17 protein-coding genes are annotated in these 18397 nt (G+C 64.9%); 13 read left to right on the top strand and 4 right to left on the bottom strand.

What is annotated here, in order from left to right:
- The 3 genes from EYR15_RS14280 to EYR15_RS14270 all read left to right on the top strand — a co-directional run.
- The coding region (locus tag EYR15_RS14280; RefSeq protein ID WP_205741657.1) for a S1/P1 nuclease at positions 1–981 on the top strand (981 nt) is incomplete at its 5' end.
- A 380-nt stretch (positions 982–1361) separates the two neighbouring features.
- Positions 1362–2465 (top strand): LicD family protein, encoded by a 1104-nt coding sequence (locus tag EYR15_RS14275; protein WP_131004233.1) that lies wholly within the window; start codon positions 1362–1364, stop codon positions 2463–2465.
- Positions 2462–2737, top strand: a complete 276-nt coding sequence (locus tag EYR15_RS14270) for a hypothetical protein (protein WP_131004232.1) — start codon at positions 2462–2464, stop codon at positions 2735–2737. Before EYR15_RS14275 ends, EYR15_RS14270 begins: the two co-directional genes overlap by 4 nt.
- A 705-nt stretch (positions 2738–3442) precedes the next feature.
- Here EYR15_RS14270 and EYR15_RS14265 read toward each other — a convergent pair.
- On the bottom strand, positions 3443–4279 hold the full coding sequence (locus EYR15_RS14265) for a phosphate/phosphite/phosphonate ABC transporter substrate-binding protein (RefSeq protein ID WP_131004231.1): 837 nt from the start codon (positions 4277–4279) through the stop codon (positions 3443–3445).
- A complete protein-coding gene (locus EYR15_RS14260; protein ID WP_205741656.1) occupies positions 4276–5193 on the bottom strand; it encodes a fatty acid desaturase in 918 nt (305 codons plus the stop codon). Before EYR15_RS14260 ends, EYR15_RS14265 begins: the two co-directional genes overlap by 4 nt.
- A 217-nt stretch (positions 5194–5410) precedes the next feature.
- Between EYR15_RS14260 and EYR15_RS14255 the strand changes: the two genes are divergently transcribed.
- The 7 genes from EYR15_RS14255 (at position 5411) to EYR15_RS14225 (ending at position 13674) form a co-directional block, all read left to right on the top strand.
- Entirely contained in the window at positions 5411–6223 is an 813-nt protein-coding gene (locus tag EYR15_RS14255) for a MetQ/NlpA family ABC transporter substrate-binding protein (RefSeq protein WP_131004229.1), read from the top strand.
- A gap of 41 nt (positions 6224–6264) precedes the next feature.
- Positions 6265–7353 (top strand): methionine ABC transporter ATP-binding protein, encoded by a 1089-nt coding sequence (locus tag EYR15_RS17315; RefSeq protein ID WP_382239423.1) that lies wholly within the window; start codon positions 6265–6267, stop codon positions 7351–7353.
- The gene (locus EYR15_RS14245; RefSeq protein ID WP_131004227.1) at positions 7334–7987 is read left to right on the top strand and encodes a methionine ABC transporter permease; all 654 of its coding nucleotides are present in this window, start codon (positions 7334–7336) and stop codon (positions 7985–7987) included. Before EYR15_RS17315 ends, EYR15_RS14245 begins: the two co-directional genes overlap by 20 nt.
- Before the next feature lie 8 nt (positions 7988–7995).
- Complete coding sequence (locus tag EYR15_RS14240; RefSeq protein WP_131004226.1) at positions 7996–9384, top strand: LLM class flavin-dependent oxidoreductase; 1389 nt, start codon at positions 7996–7998, stop codon at positions 9382–9384.
- 217 nt (positions 9385–9601) lie between these two features.
- On the top strand, positions 9602–10618 hold the full coding sequence (locus EYR15_RS14235) for an LLM class flavin-dependent oxidoreductase (protein ID WP_131004225.1): 1017 nt from the start codon (positions 9602–9604) through the stop codon (positions 10616–10618).
- 347 nt (positions 10619–10965) lie between these two features.
- Positions 10966–12252: an oxalate/formate MFS antiporter gene (gene oxlT, locus EYR15_RS14230; RefSeq protein ID WP_131004224.1), complete on the top strand. Its 1287-nt coding sequence runs from the start codon at positions 10966–10968 to the stop codon at positions 12250–12252.
- 108 nt (positions 12253–12360) lie between these two features.
- The gene (locus EYR15_RS14225) at positions 12361–13674 is read left to right on the top strand and encodes an MFS transporter (RefSeq protein WP_131004223.1); all 1314 of its coding nucleotides are present in this window, start codon (positions 12361–12363) and stop codon (positions 13672–13674) included.
- 12 nt (positions 13675–13686) lie between these two features.
- Here the strand turns inward: EYR15_RS14225 and EYR15_RS14220 are convergent, their stop codons facing one another.
- Together EYR15_RS14220 and selD are read right to left on the bottom strand one after the other, a co-directional pair.
- Entirely contained in the window at positions 13687–14859 is a 1173-nt protein-coding gene (locus EYR15_RS14220; RefSeq protein ID WP_131004222.1) for an amidase, read from the bottom strand.
- Between the two features lie 20 nt (positions 14860–14879).
- On the bottom strand, positions 14880–15929 hold the full coding sequence (gene selD / locus EYR15_RS14215) for a selenide, water dikinase SelD (protein WP_131004221.1): 1050 nt from the start codon (positions 15927–15929) through the stop codon (positions 14880–14882).
- Positions 15930–16020: 91 nt separating this feature from the next.
- Here selD and EYR15_RS14210 point away from each other — a divergent pair, with 91 nt between their 5' ends.
- The 3 genes from EYR15_RS14210 (at position 16021) to fumC (ending at position 18333) form a co-directional block, all read left to right on the top strand.
- Complete coding sequence (locus tag EYR15_RS14210) at positions 16021–16242, top strand: TOBE domain-containing protein (RefSeq protein ID WP_131004220.1); 222 nt, start codon at positions 16021–16023, stop codon at positions 16240–16242.
- A 66-nt stretch (positions 16243–16308) separates the two neighbouring features.
- Positions 16309–16851, top strand: a complete 543-nt coding sequence (locus EYR15_RS14205) for an SspB family protein (protein WP_131004219.1) — start codon at positions 16309–16311, stop codon at positions 16849–16851.
- Between the two features lie 90 nt (positions 16852–16941).
- Positions 16942–18333, top strand: coding sequence for a class II fumarate hydratase (fumC, locus tag EYR15_RS14200; protein WP_131004218.1), 1392 nt, complete (start codon positions 16942–16944; stop codon positions 18331–18333).
- Positions 18334–18397: the final 64 nt, after the last annotated feature.

Genomic DNA, 18397 nt, shown 5'->3' with positions numbered 1-18397 from the left:
TGCATTGAGGTGCCGCCTGTAGGGCCCGAATGTCGCGATCGCATCGTCGTTGCGCGGCGTCTGAACAAACAACGTCATTGCTTAAGCGATCCTCACTCTGGCGGATGTCGACGGCTGGCCACCGCAACCGATAATGTCTGCGAATCGCAGCCCTTGCTGCCACCCGCTCTTCCGGAGCTACGTCTTATGCCATTAAGCCGCTCCCTGCTCCTGGTTCTCGCTTTGGCCATCCTTGGTGCGCCGGACGCTAACGCTTGGGGAAAGGTTGGCCATCAGACCATAGGCGCTCTGGCGGACCGCTTAATTTGCCCTGCTGCCAAGGCTGAGGTGACCCGCTTGCTTGCACTCGAGGGATCGAAGTCGCTTCAGCAGGTCGCCAAATGGGCGGACTGGGAGCGGAATCACAATCCGGAAGACTCAACGGTTCACAGCGTGAGAACGCCGCTGGCTGCCGAGGCTTTCGATGAACCAAGAGACTGCGGGAATTGGGATTGCGCCGTGAGGGCAATTCGGGAGAATTCGGAGATCTTGAGGGATAAACGATCGGACGACATGCAGAGGCTCAGGGCGCTGAAATTCGTCGACCATCTCGTTGGCGACATACATCAGCCGATGCATACAATTGGAGAGAAAAAGCGTCAGGTGCTCGCCGACGGGCGCGTGATGAGCCTCCATCAATATTGGGACAGTGGCATGTTCGTCGATCATAAAGTTCGCGACATTGCGGCCGAGATACTCCCGAAAGCTAGTCAGCTCGTTGAGAGCGGAGATAACACCGATGTTTCCGCGTGGACGACCGAAAGTCATCGGGTCGTCCGCGACTATATATATATATATATGACAGGTCCGGCAAAGAACGAACCTTTTCCGCTTTCGCCAGAAGTCGCAGCGAAGGCGTTATCTATAGCCAAGGAAAGGCTTGCGTTGGCTGGAGCTCGCCTTGCGCTGCTTCTTAACCGCGATCTAGGTTGTGGTGGTTGACGAAGCATGAACTAAGCCTGCCCAAGTCTGGCGCTGCCGCGCAAGGCCTTGGCTTTAAGCGCATGTCGGCCCGTCCTGGAGTACCAATGAGCCTCGTTCCGCAGCCCTCTCTAACGTCAGAAAACACGCATAACGAAGCTCCGGCCGAAGCCCCGACAATTGCCGGGGCCAAACATGCCTTTGCTCAAGGTGACCGCGAAAAAACGCTTAGGATCTTGGATGATCTAGATTCTCTCCATGGCCCTCGCGCTGAGACCTATCGCTTCCGCGCGAGCGTTTATTTCTTTGCGGGTGAGTACGACCGCGCCCTATCCGAGATCAGGGTAGCTATCGCCCATGCGACCGGACCCACAAAGGGGCACCCGGCTCCATTAATCGTCATGAAGGCCGAGATCCTGAACCGAATGGGTGACAACCTCGGAGCGATGCGAGCGCTAGAGACGGTCCCGGCTGCCTCTCGGAAGGGAAGTTTCTTCCGGGTGCTGCGGGAGTGTGTCCGCTCGCGCGGTGAGATCCCCCTTTTCGAGGCGATCGCCGCGCCGAGCTTCGTCAGCAAAGATCTAACGCTCAGCACGTCGATGAACAACTACTCGATCTTGCTGCGGGAGATGGGCGACGCGCGGGCCGGTATCGCGGTCGCCAGAGAGCGCTTTATGAAGGCTCGTCGCGCCTTCAAGTTCGGGCGCCTGAGCAAGCCCGTTGAGAAGCCAGGCTGGGTCGACGAGGCCAAGGCGTGCCTAGCCGATCTGAAAGCGCACTTCGCTCAAGGCGGCGTTTCGTTCTTCTTGATCAGCGGTGTGTTCCTGGGCGCCGTGCGTGATCAAGCGATCATCGGGCATGACAAAGACATCGACGTAGGCGTCGATGAGACGGTGAGCGTTGAGAGGATCAAGGAGCTTTTCCGCCACTCCGAGACATTCGTAATCCGCGAGATCCCTTCGAAACGCAGCGTCTATCTCATGCATTGCAGCGGCGTGAAGGTGGACGTTTTCATCCACTATCTCGAGAATGGCCGCTACTGGCACGAAGGTCCGAAGGTTCGCTGGTGGAACACTCCGTTCGAGCTCGAGAGCATCGCGTTCTTGGGCGACACGTATCTGTCTCCAAAGAACAAGGACTTATACTTAGTCGAGAACTACGGCGACTGGCGGACGCCGGTATCGGAATTCGAGACGTTCGTCGATACTCCTAACATGGAGATCACAAGCGGTGATCACATGATATGGTACTATCTTACGAAGCTTACTGACTACTATCTCCAAGGTCGGAAGCCGCAGCTCCAGCGCGTTTGGAACGCTCTGACCGAACGCTACCGAGCGGACGACGCGCTCAAGAGAGCCGTAGAGCAGGTGATGGAGACTGACTACGACGCCGCCCGGCGACAGAGAGAGAGCAAGACACACACTGTAAATGTCCGCACCCCGGCGCTCGTCATAGGGCGTTTGATCAAGAAACTTACGATTGGCGGCGCGAGGAACCTATGAGCAGTCGCGCAGACCGCGCTTCGGAATTTCTTGATCGCTGGGTGGTTAAAAACGTGGCGCGCGTTGGATTTCCTACTGAAAAAGTTCCTGGCCCGCACGCCGTAGAGTTGGCCGCAGCCTGCGCCTGGTCAGCAAGGCTTTCGCTGATTTCGCAACGAACGCTCGAAACGCGCGCGGGTGATCTTCCTGGATACATGCACGCCCAACTGGAGGCACTGGCGCTCGAAGAGGCTGGCGGCATCGAAGAGGTCGGCTTCCGGGACGGCATTTGATATGCGCCTGTGACTGCGCCCCGTCATCAACGCGTGCGGCGACTTATTTGATTCGTTGTGGACTTAGATGATGCGAGTGCTTCCTCCTGAGACATGAGGCAACTTCGTTATTGATAATCAGGCCCCCGGCGATATCGAGCCATTCTGGTCCAACCAGATTAATCCAGTTTTCCGGGAATGCTGCCTGCCTCGGCTGAACCATCGTAAATCTTCCTTAGTCTCCAATCTCGCGCGGCAAACCGGTGGTGCTCACTGCACGTACTCTGCCGAGATAAATCGTCGACAACGCTATTAAAGCCGCTGTCTCCATAATCCAGTTATTGATACAAGGCTGTTGTTTTTGCGTATTTTTGCGCAACACTGCTTACTGTCGGGAATAGTGGAAAGACGGTAATTTCTGTGGCCAGAAAGCGGACCGAGGCGTTCGGCCTTGGTAGCGAACTATACTCCGCGCGTTTCGATATACTGAGAAATTGGCGCGGGCGGCCTTCGTCTCCGCCACCTTCTCTGTTTAAAATCCTCCGGGCGAGGCGCCGTCGCAGTCCGGGCTTGCTCCGGAACGGATGTCTCTCGTCATTGGTGGTGAGGGCGCCAAACAGCCTATGGCGCTTCGCTGCTTGACCTAAAGCCCACCCGCAGCCTGGTGGAGTCCGTCACACCGGAGGCGTCTCGACCGCATATCCGAGGGCAACGACGAAGCGTCGTTTACGCGCCCCGATAAGCGGGAATGCTTTCCTTCCGGCAGCCTGGTGCCTCGAGCGCCCCGCGCGCGACCTCGGCGGCGTCGGCATGATTGCGATAGGCGCCGGACGGCGGGACGGAAAAACCCGCGAGCATCAATGCGTCTCGAATGCGCGCGAGCAGCGGCCCGCGCATGACATGCGCCAGCGTCTCTCTCAGCGCGTGGATGAACTCGGGTCTTCGGTGGGCAGACGTGACGAAAGGCAGGCCGAGCGAAGGCGGCGAACGCCCGACGATCCTCAGGCCCCTGATCGCTCCGGGATCATCGCGCGCGGCAAGCGCCCATGTCACGCAATCAATCGCAGCGAAGTCCGCCGCGCCGCTGCGAATGAGCGCCAGCGAGGCGAGATGCGCACCAGATACCACCGGGTCGGCGACAACGTTGCGACCGCCCGTGAGCGGCCTCAGCGCCGCGACGAGCTGGCTGAAGCCGGAATGCGAATCGAAGGAGTTGACGGCGGCGCGGCGGCCGGGAAGGTCCGCCAGCTTCCGCGCCGCATCCTCGTCCCGCACGACTAAAACGCTGCGGTAAAGCGGGCCCTCGCAGCCGGGCGCCGAATAATGCGGGACGCCGACTAGCGCCACCTCGTTGTGCAAGGCGGTCGAGAACGGCAGCCCGCAGGTCTGGCTGAACGCGAGTTCTGACAGGCGCCAGTGCGCGAGAAGATCGCGAGGCTCGTCGAGGCTTTCCGGACGATCTGAAATGCCGCGCTCGTCCAAGCCCCGCCGGACCTCGTCCCAGAACGCCGTCCGCGCCCAGAGGGGCGCCGCATACATCGGGAGCGAGGCGACAGCCGTCATCGGTCGCGTTCTCCCGCCGGTCGTGGATGAAGCGGCGCGTCGTGGGGCGTGAGCAGAAAGCGCCGCGCGACGTCCGCATAGCCGCGATAGACCAGCCCGCCATTGCGCGCCACCAGCGCCGCGCGCTCGCGAGCATAGAGCCTCGGCAGGCGATACCATGCCTCGGCCGGCGCCAGATGATGAAGAACGTGAAGGTTGTTGTTGAGGTAGAGCAGGCCGAGCAGACCGCCTTTTTCGACGATCGCCGTACGCTTATCGGCGTCCTCAGCATAGCGATGCTCCGCGAAGGACCTGAGACGGGTCAGAGCGGCTCCCGTCAGCACAAAGCCGAGAAGGTAAGCGCCAATCGGCATGCCGCAGATCCGGACGACCCAGGCGAGCGTGACCGCCACGGCGATCGCATGGCGGCCCCAGATCGCGAGCCGCTTTCGGTCGCCGGACGCGCACAGCTTCGCCTCGGAGATCAGAAATCCACCCATCATCACGAACGGTCCGAGCGTCAGCCGGCCGAGCAACGTCATGTTGAAGGTGGCGAGCGTCCGCCCGACGGCTCCCAGCCGCCGCCAGCGCTCGGACGTGAAATAGACCGACTCAGGATCTTCGATCGGGTCCGTCAGGTGCTCGTCGCGATGATGGCGCAGATGGGTCAGGCGGTAGATCGGATATGGCAACCATAGAGACAGCGGCGGTGCGCCGATCGCGTCGTTGAGGCACCGGTTACGGGTGGGGTGCCCGTGCATCACCTCGTGCTGGAGCGAGGCCTGCCAAGCGACCACCCAGCCGCCTGCGGCCGCAAGCAGCGGCAACGGAATCGACGCATGGAAGAAGGTCAGCGCGAGCCAACTTCCATAGATCAGGACCGCAAGACTGACGGTCGGCCATTCGACGCGGCGCCGGCGCTTGGTGGCGCTCAACTGTTCGACCCTATCCAGCCGTCCTTGGCCATGGGCTTCGCTCTCCCTGAGTTACCGCGTGTCGGGACGACCTCGGCCGCCCGCACTCACATCCCCGTTAAACTATTATTTTTATGGATTGAGTTGACTAATGGCGTCAAGCCGTCGGAGAACTTTGCTCGGACGTGACGGGCGACGCCTGACGCTCCGTTAGAGATCCCCACGCCGGATGACCTCGATGCCTTCCACGTTTCGGAAAACTCTTCTTGCAGCGCTCTTGCTGTTTGCATCGGCCGCCCTGCCGGCGCACGCGGCCAAGCTAAGGGTCGGCGTGACGCCGGGCGGCTATGCCGACTCGATCAACGCCGCAGTCGAGGAGGCGAAGGCCGAGGGGCTCGACGTCGAGGTGATCGAATTCGGCGACTGGACGACGCCCAACATCGCGCTCGATTCCGGCGACATCGACGTCAACTACTTCCAGCACCGCCCGTTCCTCGACAACGCGATCGCGCAACGCGGCTATAGCTTCACCGACGTCGGCGTCGGCGTGCTGGCGAATATCGGGCTCTATTCGCTCCGCCACAAAAGCTTCGACGAGATTCCCCAGGGCGGGAAGGTCGCGATCGCGAACGACCCGGTGAACCAGGGCCGCGGCCTCCTGCTGCTGCAGAGGGCGGGGCTCGTGACGCTCAAGGACGGGATCGGCTTCCGCGGCACGCTCGACGACATCGTCGAGAATCCGAAGAACCTCACCTTCACCGAGGTCGAAGGACCGCAGCTCGTCCGCGTGACGGGCGACGTCGACCTCGCGCTCGGCTACCCGCATTTCATCGTCGCCTCAAAGGCCTTCGACGCCAGAAGCGGTCTGATCTATTCGGGTATCGAGGACAGACAGTTCGCCATCCGCTTCGTGGTCAAGAAGGATCGTGCGAACGATCCCAACATCGCGAAGTTCGTAAAAATCTATCAGAACTCGGCCAAAGTCCGCGTAACGCTCGCCAAGGCGTTCGCCGACGATCCGAAGCTCTACGCGCTCGCCTGGCTCAAATGAGCGGGGTCGTCGCACTCGACCGCCAGCGGGTGGACGCGCACGTGGAACCGGACCTTCAGGCCACGGCGATCGCGCCCGGCGGTCGGCGGCCGTCAAAGACCATCGAAAGGGCTGCGATCTCGTTCCGCGGCGTCGGCAAGGTCTACGTCTCGCCCGCGGGTGACATCGGCGCGCTGAAGGGCGTCGACGTCGATGTGCCCGAGGGGCGCGTCTTCGGCGTCATCGGCCGCTCCGGCGCCGGCAAGTCCAGCCTGCTCCGCCTCGTCAACCGGCTGGAACAGGTGAGCAGCGGCGCGGTCGTCGTCGACGGCGAGGACGTCGGTGCGCTGGACGACGAGGCCCTCATCGGGCTCCGCCGGCGCGTCGGGATGATCTTCCAGCACTTCAACCTGCTTTCGACGAAGACCGTCGCGCAGAACGTCGCGTTGCCGCTCAGGGTCGCCGGGCTTCCGCGCGCGGAGATCGAGGCGCGAGTCAGCGAAACGCTCGCGCTCGTCGGGCTCGAGGACAAGCGTGACGCCTATCCGCGACGCCTGTCCGGCGGTCAGAAGCAGCGCGTCGGTATCGCCCGCGCCCTTGCGAACCGTCCGAAGATCCTGCTCTGCGACGAGGCGACCTCGGCGCTCGATCCAGAAACGACGCAGTCGATCCTCGGCCTGCTCAGGGACATCAACCGCCGGCTCGGCATCACCATCATGCTCATCACTCACGAGATGAGCGTGATCCGCGAGATTTGCGACGAGGTGCTGGTGCTCGAGAAGGGAGAGGTTGCCGAAGCCGGCCCGGTCTGGCGCGTCTTCGGAGATCCCCGCCATCCAGCGACGCAGGCGCTGCTGCGTCCGCTCTCGCACGGCCTGCCGGAGGACGTGGCGGCGCGCATCGTCCAGCTGCCGCCGCGCCATGGCGGCGAGGCCATCGTCGAGATCGGCCTCAACGGCGAGCGCGAGACCGACCTCGCAGCTTTGGCGGCGAGCGTCGGCGGCCAGGCGCGGCTCCTCTCCGCGGACCTCGATCGCATCGACGGCCACACGCAGGGGCGGATCATCGCCGCCGTTCGTCTGGCGCCGGGAATTCGCCTCGACCTCCCCCGTAACGCGAAGGTGATCGGCTATGTCGCCGCAGATGATTGAGCGTATTTGGCGCGCCTTCCTCGACACGGTCCAGATGGTCGGCGTCTCCGCGCTGATCGCACTCGCCGTCGGCGTGCCGCTCGCGGTCTTGCTGGTGCTTTCGCAGCCGGGAGGGCTCGCGCCCGCGCCGCGTTTCCATCGGTCGCTCGCCGCAGCTATCAACGGCTTTCGCGCGACCCCCTTCATCGTGCTGCTGGTCGCGTTCTTGCCCGTCACTCGCCTTATCACCGGTACGACGATCGGCGTCTGGGCGGCGATCGTGCCGCTCGCGGTCTCCGCGACGCCGTTCTTCGCCCGCATCGCCGAAGTTTCGCTGCGGGAAGTCGACCACGGGTTGATCGAGGCTGCGCAGGCCATGGGCTGCCGGCGCCGGCACATCGTGGCGCACGTGCTCCTGCCCGAGGCGCTGCCGAGCCTGGTCGGCGGGTTCACCATCACCGTCGTCACCATGATCGGCGCGTCCGCCATGGCGGGCGCGGTCGGAGCCGGAGGACTGGGCGACGTCGCGATCCGCTACGGCTACCAGCGCTTCGACACCACGGTGATGGCGGCGGTCATCGTCGTCCTCATCGCGCTCGTCTGCGCCGTTCAGTTCGCCGGCGACCTCGCCGTGCGCCGACTGAGCGCGAGGTGAGCGGGCCGATGGCGAAGGAGATCCTGTTCAACGCCTTCTCGATGAACGCCGTCGGGCATCAGTCGCCCGGCCTCTGGCGGCATCCGCGCGATCGGTCCGGCGAATTCAATCGTCTAAGCTTCTGGACCGATCTCGCGAAGACGCTGGAGGCCGGGCTGTTCGACGGCCTGTTCCTGGCGGACGTGCTCGGCGTCTACGACGTCTATGGTGCCTCGCCCGCAGCAGCGCTCCGGCATGGTACGCAGGTCCCCTCGAACGACCCCGCTCTGCTTGTGCCCGCGATGGCAGCGGTCACCAGGCATCTCGGCTTCGGCGTCACGTCAAATCTCACCTACGAACCGCCTTTTCCCTTCGCGCGGCGGATGTCGACGCTAGACCATCTCACCAAAGGCCGGATCGGCTGGAACGTCGTCACCGGCTATCTCGATAGCGCCGCCCGAGCGGCAGGCCTCGCCAAGCAGCGCGGCCACGACGATCGCTACGCCGTGGCGGAGGAATACATGGACGTCGTCTACAGCCTCTGGGAAGGCAGCTGGGACGACGACGCCGCTGTGCGCGACGCGGCGCGCGGCGTGTTCGCCGATCCGGCGAAGGTGCGTCCCGCGGTCTATCGCGGCCGGCATTTCTCGCTCGACGCCGTCCATCTCTCCGAACCGTCGCCCCAGCGCACGCCCGTGCTCTACCAGGCCGGCTCTTCCCCGGCCGGACGGGCGTTCGCGGCGCGCCACGCCGAATGCGTCTTCATGTCCGGCCCGAGCGTCGCCGCGCTAAAGCCCCGCGTCGCCGACATCCGGCGCCTCGCCGCCGAGGCCGGGCGCGACCCTTCGGCGATCAAGATTTTCGCGCTGGCGACGGTCGTGACCGGACCGACGGACGCTGCGGCCGAGACGAAGCTCGCGGACTTCCGGCGCTATGTCAGCCCCGAGGGCGCGCTGACGCTGATGTCCGGCTGGACCGGTGTCGACCTGTCGACTTACCAGCTCGACGAGGAGGTGCGCCACGTCGAGACCGACGCCGGTCGGACCGCGATGGAGAACATCACCCGCGCGGATCCCTCTCGTGTCTGGACGGTCCGGCAGGTTGCGGAGCAGGTCGGGATCGGCGGCATCGGCCCGATTTTCGTCGGCTCGCCCGCGACCGTTGCAAACCTGATGGAAACGTGGATCGCCGAAACGGGCGTCGACGGCTTCAACCTCGCTTACGCGATCGCGCCTGAGACGTTCGAGGACATTGTCGAGCATGTCGTGCCGGAGCTCCAGCGCCGCGGACGCTACAAGCGCGCCTATGTCTCAGGCACGCTCCGCGAAAAGCTTGTCGGCGGCGGACCGCGGCTGCCGCGCTCGCACCCTGCAGCCGGCTTCCGGCCGTCGCGAGACCACGCCGAGGCGGCGGAATAGCCCCGGGTCTGGGCGAGGTTGCTTCACCAGGGTTTCATTCAGGACGACAGACGCGCGGTAGACAGTTTGCGCCGCTTCGCCCTGGCGCGAGCGAAATGCCGTAGCCGAGAGGTCGTAAATTCTACTCAGAATATGCATCTGCGCCGCAGAGACGCAGCTCGCAAACCGAGCGGCGGGGCAAGCGCGCCATCACCTGCATCGAGCGAGATTGAGCGACATGAAGAAAATTGGCTTCCTCTCGTTCGGTCACTGGTCACCTTCCGCGCATTCGGCCGCGCGCTCCGCGAGCGACGTGCTGCTTCAGTCGATCGAGCTGGCGGTTGCCGCGGAAGAGCTGGGCGCCGACGGCGCCTACTTCCGGGTCCATCATTTCGCGCGCCAGCTCGCTTCCCCGTTTCCGTTGCTTGCAGCCATCGGGGCGAAGACCAGCCGCATCGAGATCGGCGCCGGCGTCATCGACATGCGTTACGAGAACCCGCTTTACATGGCGGAGAGCGCCGGCGCCGCGGATCTCATCGCGGGGGGCCGGCTGCAGCTCGGCGTCAGCCGAGGCTCGCCCGAGCAGGTGATCGACGGCTGGCGCCATTTTGGTTTTTCGCCGGCGGACGGCGAGAGCGACGCTGACATGGGGCGCCGGCACGCCGAGGTCTTCCTGAACGTTCTCAAGGGCGAAGGCTTCGCCGAGCCGAGCCCGCGCCCGATGTTTCCGAACCCGCCGGGGCTGCTCCGCATCGAGCCCTATTCGGCAGGCTTGCGTGACCGCATCTGGTGGGGATCCGCGTCGAACGAGACCGCTGTCTGGGCGGCGAAGCAGGGCATGAACCTGCAGAGCTCGACCTTGAAGAAGGACGAGACCGGCGAGCCCTTCCATGTGCAGCAGGCCAAGCAGATCCGGCTCTATCGCGATGCTTGGCGAGAAGCGGGACATGCGCGGACCCCGCGCGTTTCGGTCTCGCGCTCGATCTTCGCGATCATGAACGATGAGGACCGGGCCTATTTCGGGCGCAGCGACGGCGACGATCAGGTCGGAATCATCGACAATATGCGCGCGATCTTCGGCCGGTCCTATGCGGCCGAGCCCGACAAGCTCGTGGACGAGCTTAAGGCCGACGAAGCGATCGCCGAGGCCGACACGCTGCTCCTCACAGTCCCGAACCAGCTCGGCGTCGCGTACAACGCGCATGTGATCGAGGCCATCGTGAAGCATGTCGCGCCTGCGCTCGCGTGGCGCTGAGGAACCCGCGAACGCATAGCGTCACGATCGGTCGAGAGCCTGGTCGGCTCACGAGCGCGGCGCGGCGGCTCGCTGCGTCCTCGCTCCCAGACCGAGAACTTTGCTCTAGCTCCTCCAAGAGCGCGTCAGCACGAGGACGAGAGCGCCGTGGAAGCAATTGCGGCTAACCTACTGTCTCTTCTCGCAGATCGATAATGGACGCCGGTCAAGTAGCACGCCTGCTTAGCCGCCTGTTCGCATAGCTTGGCCACTCCGCTCCGCGCCACTGGTATCTTGCATGCCAGAAGCGCCGGTGCATTAATCCCGGGATCAGCGACCGACAGAGATCGCGATAAAGGGGTATAGGGATGGAAACTCAGGACGCTTCCGGCGCCAAATGGCGGCAGCTCGCCTTAGGCGTGGTCTGCATGGCGATGATCGCTAATCTTCAGTACGGCTGGACTCTCTTCGTCGACCCGATCGACCAGAAGTACCATTGGGGCCGGGCGGCAATTCAGATCGCATTCACGGTGTTCGTCGCGACCGAGACCTGGCTGGTTCCGATCGAGGCCTATTTCGTCGACCGTTACGGCCCGCGCATTGTCGTGGCGTTCGGCGGCGTGATGATCGCGCTGGCGTGGGTCATCGACGCCAACGCAAGCTCGCTGTGGATGCTGTATCTCGCGGCCGCGATCGCCGGCATCGGCGCGGGCTCGGTTTACGGCACCTGCGTCGGCAACGCGCTGAAATGGTTCCCTGATCGCCGCGGCCTCGCAGCCGGCGCGACCGCGGCCGGCTTTGGCGCCGGCGCCGCGCTCACTGTCGTTCCGATTGCGAAGATGATCGCGTCCAGCGGCTATGAAACGGCATTCCTGACTTTCGGCCTGATCCAGGGCGGCGTGGTCTTCTTGCTCGCCTTCTTCCTGCGCAAGCCGAGCGTTGCGATGCCGATGCTGCGCAAGAGCCTGAAACTGCCTCAGAGCAAGGTCGACCGCCGTCCCGCGGAGGCGATCCGCGCCCCAGTTTTCTGGGTGATGTATGCGATGTTCGTGATGGTCGCGTCCGGCGGCCTGATGGCGGCGGCGCAGATCGCGCCGATCGCCCACGACTTCAAAGTCGCCGACGTGCCGGTGAGCATGTTCGGCCTTCAGATGGCGGCGCTCACCTTCGCCATCTCGCTGGACCGCATTCTCGATGGCGTCGGCCGGCCGTTCTTCGGCTTCGTCTCCGACAATATCGGCCGCGAAAACACGATGTTCCTGGCTTTCTCGATCGCCGCCATCGCAGTCATCCTGCTCCTGACCTTCGGGCACAATCCGATCGTCTTCGTGCTCGCCTCCGCGCTCTATTTCGGCGTGTTCGGCGAGATCTACAGCCTGTTTCCCGCCACCTGCGGCGACACGTTCGGCTCGAAGTTCGCGGCGACCAACGCCGGGCTGCTCTACACCGCCAAAGGCACGGCCGCCTTCCTGGTGCCCGTCGCCAGCATGATCTCGGCGGCCTATGGCTGGTCGGCGGTCTTCTCGCTCATCATCGGACTGAACCTCTGTGCGGCGGCGCTGGCCATCTTCGTGCTGAAGCCGATCCGCACGCGCTATCTCGAGGCTGGGATCGCCGCGGAGCCATCGACGAGCGCGGCCGCGATCATGCGCTGAAGCATGCCGATGTCGGCTCCGGACGCATAGCGCCGGCGCCGTCCTGCGGATAAATCAACGCCGTCGCGGCTATCGTCGCGGCGGCGTTTCGTTTCAGGACGCTCGCTGATGGCTCAAGCTGACCTGCATCCGCTCGCTTCCGCTGGTCTTCCCGACGCGCTCGCGCGGCGTGGGATCCACTATGGCTGGGTGGTCGCGCCGGTCACCTTCCTCGCGATGCTCGTCACCGCTGGCGCCGTCGGCGCGCCGGGGGTCCTGATTGCGCCGCTCGAACGCGAGTTCGGCTGGGAGACCGCCGACATCTCGGCCGCTCTTGCGGTGCGCCTCGTGCTGTTCGGCTTGATGGGACCGTTCGCCGCCGCCTTCATGAACCGCTTCGGCGTGCGGCGCGTCGCGACGGTCGCGCTGACGATGATCGCGCTGGGCGTGTTCGGCTCACTCTGGATGACCGCGCTCTGGCAGCTGTTCCTGCTTTGGGGGATCGTTGTGGGCCTCGGCACCGGACTCACCGCGATGGTGCTCGGCGCGACGGTCGCGACGCGCTGGTTCAAGGCGCGACGGGGGCTCGTTCTCGGCTTGCTGACCGCCAGCACGGCCACGGGCCAGCTCGTCTTCCTGCCGCTGCTGGCGGCGTTGACCGACAGCGTCGGCTGGCGCGGTGCGCTTGTGCTGGTGCTCGCCATGTTGCTCGCTGGCGCGCTCGCGATGCTGTTTCTGATGCGCGATCATCCTGCCGACGTCGGGCTGCCGGTCTATGGCGACGCCGCCGTCACCCTTCCGCCAGCGCGGCCGGCGAGCTTCGGCGCGATGCTCGCCTCCCCGCTCCTAGCCTTGGCCGAAGCCTCGCACACTGCCACGTTCTGGGTGCTGTTCGGCACCTTCTTCGTCTGCGGCGCGAGCACCAACGGACTCGTGCAGACGCACTTCATCTCGCTGTGCGGTGATTTCGGCATGGCGCCGGTGGCGGCTGCGAGCGTGCTCGCGATGATCGGCGTGTTCGACTTCGCCGGCACCGTTGGTTCCGGCTGGCTCTCCGACCGCTACGACAGCCGCTGGCTGCTGTTCTGGTATTACGGGCTGCGCGGGCTTTCGCTGCTCTATCTGCCGTTCACCGATTTCAGCTTCTACGGCCTCTCGATCTTCGCAATGTTCTATGGGCTGGATTGGGTCGCGACCGTCCCGCCGACGGTGAAACTCGCCGCGGACAGGTTCGGCGATCGCGCCAATCTCGTGTTCGGCTGGATCTTCGCCGGGCATCAGCTCGGCGCGGCCACCGCCGCCTATGGAGCGGGTCTCAGTCGCACGCTTCTGGAAAGCTATCTGCCGGCGTTCTTCGTAGCCGGCGCGCTCTGCCTGTTCGCGGCCGCGGCTGCGCTCGCAATCAACAAACACGCGCCAGCCACAATTCCGGCGGCCGCCTAGCTATCCCGTCCGTCAGCGTCCGATGGCGACAGCGAGGTCGAGCAGCGCCTCGTCGCGACCGCGCGCGGCGAGCAGCGAAATCCCGACCGGGCAGCTTTCAAAGACGCCGAGCGGCAGGGAGATCTGCGGCATGCCCGCGTGGCCCGCCGGCGAAAGCATCTCGAGCGCCTTGGCGCGGAAAAGGTTGAGCTCCGGCTCGGGCGTGCCGCGCAACGGCGCTATCCCCGGCGTCGTCGGCAGCACGAGGACGACGTCCTCCGAAACGAGATCCTCCATCCGCGAACGGATCTCGGCGCGCGCCCCTTGTGCGGCTCCGATCTCCTCCGGCGTGAGCTTCGAAGCCGCCTCGAAGCGCTCCTTCACGCCCGGTCCGAATCGCGGCTGGACCCGCGCGACCCATTCGCCATGGGTCGCCCAGGCCTCGCTCGACTGGATGATCCGGAACACGTCGCGCCAAGCGGACGCCCGCTCGCCTGCGATCACGACCTTTTCGACATTTCCGAACAGCGCGGAAATTCTGGCGACGGCCGGCGCCAGCGCTTCGCCGACGCCCGGCTCGACCTTCGCGAACAAATCCTCGGCGATCAGCAGCTTCCGCGGCGCGCTTTGCTCGCGATAGTTCGGGAGCATGACGCGGCCGATCGTGCGGAACAGCTCCGCCTCGCGCGCGAACCAGCCGACGACGTCGTAGCTCGGCGCGAGCGCAACCGCGCCGTCGATCGGGACGCGACCGTGCGTCGGACGAAGACCGTAGAGCCCGCAATAGCTCGCAGGCAGGCGGATCGAGCCGCCGGTGTCGCTGCCGATCGCGAAATCGACGAGCCCGGCGGCCGTCGCGGCGGCGGAGCCGGAGGACGATCCGCCGGGGATGCGCCCGGGCGCCGCGACGTTTTCGGGGGCGCCGTAATGCGCGTTCTCGCCGTTCAGGCTCCAGGCGATTTCGTCGGTGTGGGTCTTGCCGACCAGCCGGGCGCCCGCGTCCAGCAGACGCTGCGCGATGGGCGCTGTAGCGGTTGCCGCTTCGTGGCTCGTGAGCCAGTCCGGATTGCCGGCGCCGGTCCGCACGCCCTCAAGATCGAACAGATCCTTCAGGCCGAAGCTCAGGCCCGCGAGCGGACCATCAGGAGCGCCCGATCGCTCGACAAGGCCGTGGGCTACGAACGCGCGAACGGCGTCGTCGATCATGAATGCGTCTCCGAATGAAGTCAGATGCGGACGGCGACGGCCGGCGCGCCGTCGTCGAGCTTGCCGATGATCGCCGCTTGCGAGAAGCCCGCGTCGTGGCAGAGCCGGAGAATCGCGTCGGCGGCTTGCGGCTCGACCGCGATCAGCAGGCCGCCTGACGTCTGCGGGTCGCATAGCAGACCGCGCAGCGTCGCTGGCGCGTCCTCGGGGATCGAGACGGCCTCGCCGTAGCTCGCCCAGTTCCGGGTCGCCGCGCCTGTCGAGAAACCCGCGTTCGCGAGCGCCAGCGCGCCGTCGAGCAGCGGCACGGACGAAGCGTCGAGCCGGGCGGCAAGGTTCGATCCGCGGCATATCTCGAGAAGATGACCGAGCAGACCGAAGCCCGTGATGTCGGTCATCGCATGAACCTCCGGGCGCTCCGAAAGCTCGGCGCCGATGGCGTTGAGCCTGGTCGTCGAGGCGATCATCGCGGCGTAGGCGTCGGCGCCGAGCGCATCCTTCTTCATCGCGGCTGAAAAGACGCCCACCCCGAGGCCCTTCGTCAGGATCAGCCGGTCGCCGGCTTTGGCGCTCGCATTTCGCAGCGCCTTGTCCGGGTGGACGATGCCGATCGCGACGAGACCGTAGATCGGTTCCGGCGAGTCGATGGAGTGGCCGCCGACCACCGGCACGCCCGCGGCCGCGCAAGCCGCGGCGCCGCCGGCCAGAATGTCCTGGACCGTCTCGACCGGCATTACGGAGACAGGCATGCCCACCAGCGCCAGGGCGAAGAGCGGCTTACCGCCCATGGCGTAGACGTCGGAGAGCGCGTTGGTCGCGGCGATCCGGCCGAAATCAAACGGATCGTCGACGATCGGCGTGAAGAAGTCGGTTGTCGCGACGATCGCCTGGCTGTCGTTCAGCCGATAGACGGCGGCGTCGTCGGAGGTCTCCGTTCCGACCAGAAGATCGGCGCATGGGATCGGCTGCGGCATCTTCTTCAGGATGTCCCGCAGCACGGAAGGCGCGAGCTTGCAGCCGCAGCCTCCGCCATGAGCCATCGCCGTCAGCCGCGTCGGACGATCGTCCATCGCATCGTTTCTCCCTGGGCGTCCGTACGCCATTATCGTCGGGCGCGTATCTGCGCCATATTATCGGGCCGAAGCCAATCGGGAGGCCGGGATGAAACACAATGCGCGGAACGACATTCCCGCCGAAGTGGTGGAGATCAAGAAGGGCGGCGTGATGGCCCAGGTCACCGTCCGGCTGAAGGGCACGGACTACCGGATGTCGTCGGTCATGACGCTGGATTCGCTAGAGGATCTCGGTGTGACGGAAGGCTCCACAGTGCGCGTTGTCGCCAAGGCGGTGAACGTTCTGCTGGTCGCCGATGACGCCGGCTAGAAGAAGTCGGGCCGCGACGAGCCGTCACCGTGTTTTCCCGGCCGCGAATCCTACTATGTACCGCCCATGAACACGCCGCCGCCAACGCCGCCGTCGCAGGATTTCATCCGCTACGATCTTCTGACCCAGAAGGCGTTGCGCGGCGTGGTGCACGACGTGCTCGTCATGGTCGCCCGCGACGGCGCGCCCGGCGATCACCACTTTTACATCTCGTTCCGCACGACGGACCAGGATGTCGGCCTGTCCTCCAGGCTTCGGCAGAAATATCCGGCCGAGATGACCATCGTGCTCCAGCACCAGTTCTGGGACCTCGAAGTCTCCGACGAGGGCTTCGAGGTCGGCCTTTCCTTTCAGAACGTGCCGGAAAAGCTGGTCGTGCCGTTCACGTCGATCACCGGCTTTTTCGATCCGTCCGTCCAGTTCGGGCTCAAATTCGACAACCCGGATGCGGTCGAGGCGACCGAAGGCGAGGAAGCAACGATCGAGACCTTCCCGATCCCCGAAGCGTCCGACGCCTCTGAACCGGCAGAGACGCCGGACCCGGTGGATGGCGGCGGCTCCGAAGGCGGCGCTCAGGTCGTCAGCCTGGACAAATTTCGCAAGAAGTAGGGCTGCCTCCGCCCCGTGACGCGGGGCAAGAACGCGTGCTAGCAAGCCGGGCCGCATGGCGCGCCTGTCTCAGACCGCGAGAGCCCTGACATGACCGCGACCCGCACGGAAACCGACAGCTTCGGCGCCCTCGAGGTGCCAGCCGACCGCTATTGGGGCGCGCAGACCCAGCGTTCGCTGCAGAACTTCAAGATCGGCGGCGAGACCATGCCGAAGCCGCTGATCCGCGCGCTCGGCATCATCAAGCAGTCGGCGGCGCAGGCGAACAAGGATCTCGGCGTGCTCAAGCCCGAGCTGGCCGACCCGATCGCCGCAGCCGCTCAAGCCGTGATCGACGGCGAGCTCGACGACCACTTCCCGCTCGTCGTCTGGCAGACGGGTTCTGGCACCCAGTCGAACATGAACGCGAACGAAGTCGTATCGAACCTCGCGATCGAGACGCTCGGCGGCGAGATGGGCTCCAAGAAGCCGATCCATCCGAACGATCACGTCAACATGAGCCAGTCGTCGAACGACACCTTTCCGACCGCGATGCATATCGCCGCCGCCGAAGAGATCGTGAACCGGCTGATCCCCGCGCTCGAACATCTCGAGAAAGCGCTCGACGACAAGGCCAAGGCCTTCGAGCACATCATCAAGATCGGCCGCACGCATACTCAGGACGCGACGCCGCTGACGCTCGGCCAGGAGTTTTCCGGCTACGTCGCCCAGGTTCACTTCGGCGTCGTGCGAGTCAAAGAAGGGCTGCAGCACCTCTTCCCGCTTGCGCAGGGCGGCACGGCGGTCGGCACAGGGATCAACGCCAAGGTCGGATTCGCCGAGGGCTTCGCCGCGAGGGTCGCCGAGATCACCGGCCTTCCCTTCGTCACCGCGCCGAACAAGTTCGAGGCGCTCGCGGCCCACGACGCCTATGTCTATGCGCACGGCGCGCTGAATGCGGTGGCGACCGGCCTGTTCAAGATCGCGAACGACATCCGCCTGCTCGGCTCCGGCCCGCGCTCGGGCCTCGGCGAATTGAAGCTGCCGGAGAACGAGCCGGGCTCTTCGATCATGCCGGGCAAGGTCAATCCGACGCAATGCGAGGCGCTGACGATGGTCTGCGCCCAGGTGTTCGGGAACCAGGCGACCGTCACCTTTGCGGGAAGCCAGGGCCATTTCGAGCTCAACGTCTACAAGCCGGTGCTGGCCTACGCGATGCTGCAGTCGATCCGGCTGATCGCGGACGCGGCCGTCAGCTTTGCTGACAATTGCGTGGTCGGCATCGAGGCCGATGAAACGCGCATCGCCGACCTGATGAGCCGTTCGCTGATGCTGGTCACCGCGCTCGCGCCGACGATCGGCTACGACAACGCCACCAAGGTCGCGAAAACCGCTCACAAGAACGGCACGACTCTGCGCGAGGAGGCGGTCAAACTCGGCTTCGTCACCGCCGAGGAATTTGACCGCGTCGTTCGTCCGGAGCAGATGATCACTCCGGGCTGAGCGACGGGCGCGACATATCGTCGGCCGCTCGATTTTTACGGCGCAGGCGTGTATGACCGAGCTC

Origin of the sequence: Hansschlegelia quercus (genome assembly GCF_004310425.1) — a bacterium.
In the GTDB taxonomy this organism is placed as follows: domain Bacteria; phylum Pseudomonadota; class Alphaproteobacteria; order Rhizobiales; family Methylopilaceae; genus Methylopila; species Methylopila quercus.
This window is presented reverse-complemented; position numbering and strand designations above follow the sequence as displayed.

Bases quoted from the DNA above. Each gene is read 5' to 3' on its own strand.
- EYR15_RS14245 (WP_131004227.1), top strand. From the start codon at position 7,334: ATGTCGCCGCAGATGATTGAGCGTATTTGGCGCGCCTTCCTCGACACG.
- EYR15_RS14275 (WP_131004233.1), top strand. From the start codon at position 1,362: ATGAAGGCCGAGATCCTGAACCGAATGGGTGACAACCTCGGAGCGATG.
- EYR15_RS14235 (WP_131004225.1), top strand. From the start codon at position 9,602: ATGAAGAAAATTGGCTTCCTCTCGTTCGGTCACTGGTCACCTTCCGCG.
- EYR15_RS14210 (WP_131004220.1), top strand. From the start codon at position 16,021: ATGAAACACAATGCGCGGAACGACATTCCCGCCGAAGTGGTGGAGATC.
- EYR15_RS14240 (WP_131004226.1), top strand. From the start codon at position 7,996: ATGGCGAAGGAGATCCTGTTCAACGCCTTCTCGATGAACGCCGTCGGG.
- fumC (WP_131004218.1), top strand. From the start codon at position 16,942: ATGACCGCGACCCGCACGGAAACCGACAGCTTCGGCGCCCTCGAGGTG.
- EYR15_RS14255 (WP_131004229.1), top strand. From the start codon at position 5,411: ATGCCTTCCACGTTTCGGAAAACTCTTCTTGCAGCGCTCTTGCTGTTT.
- oxlT (WP_131004224.1), top strand. From the start codon at position 10,966: ATGGAAACTCAGGACGCTTCCGGCGCCAAATGGCGGCAGCTCGCCTTA.
- EYR15_RS14225 (WP_131004223.1), top strand. From the start codon at position 12,361: ATGGCTCAAGCTGACCTGCATCCGCTCGCTTCCGCTGGTCTTCCCGAC.
- EYR15_RS14270 (WP_131004232.1), top strand. From the start codon at position 2,462: ATGAGCAGTCGCGCAGACCGCGCTTCGGAATTTCTTGATCGCTGGGTG.
- EYR15_RS14220 (WP_131004222.1), bottom strand. From the start codon at position 14,859: ATGATCGACGACGCCGTTCGCGCGTTCGTAGCCCACGGCCTTGTCGAG.
- selD (WP_131004221.1), bottom strand. From the start codon at position 15,929: ATGGACGATCGTCCGACGCGGCTGACGGCGATGGCTCATGGCGGAGGC.
- EYR15_RS14205 (WP_131004219.1), top strand. From the start codon at position 16,309: ATGAACACGCCGCCGCCAACGCCGCCGTCGCAGGATTTCATCCGCTAC.
- EYR15_RS14265 (WP_131004231.1), bottom strand. From the start codon at position 4,279: ATGACGGCTGTCGCCTCGCTCCCGATGTATGCGGCGCCCCTCTGGGCG.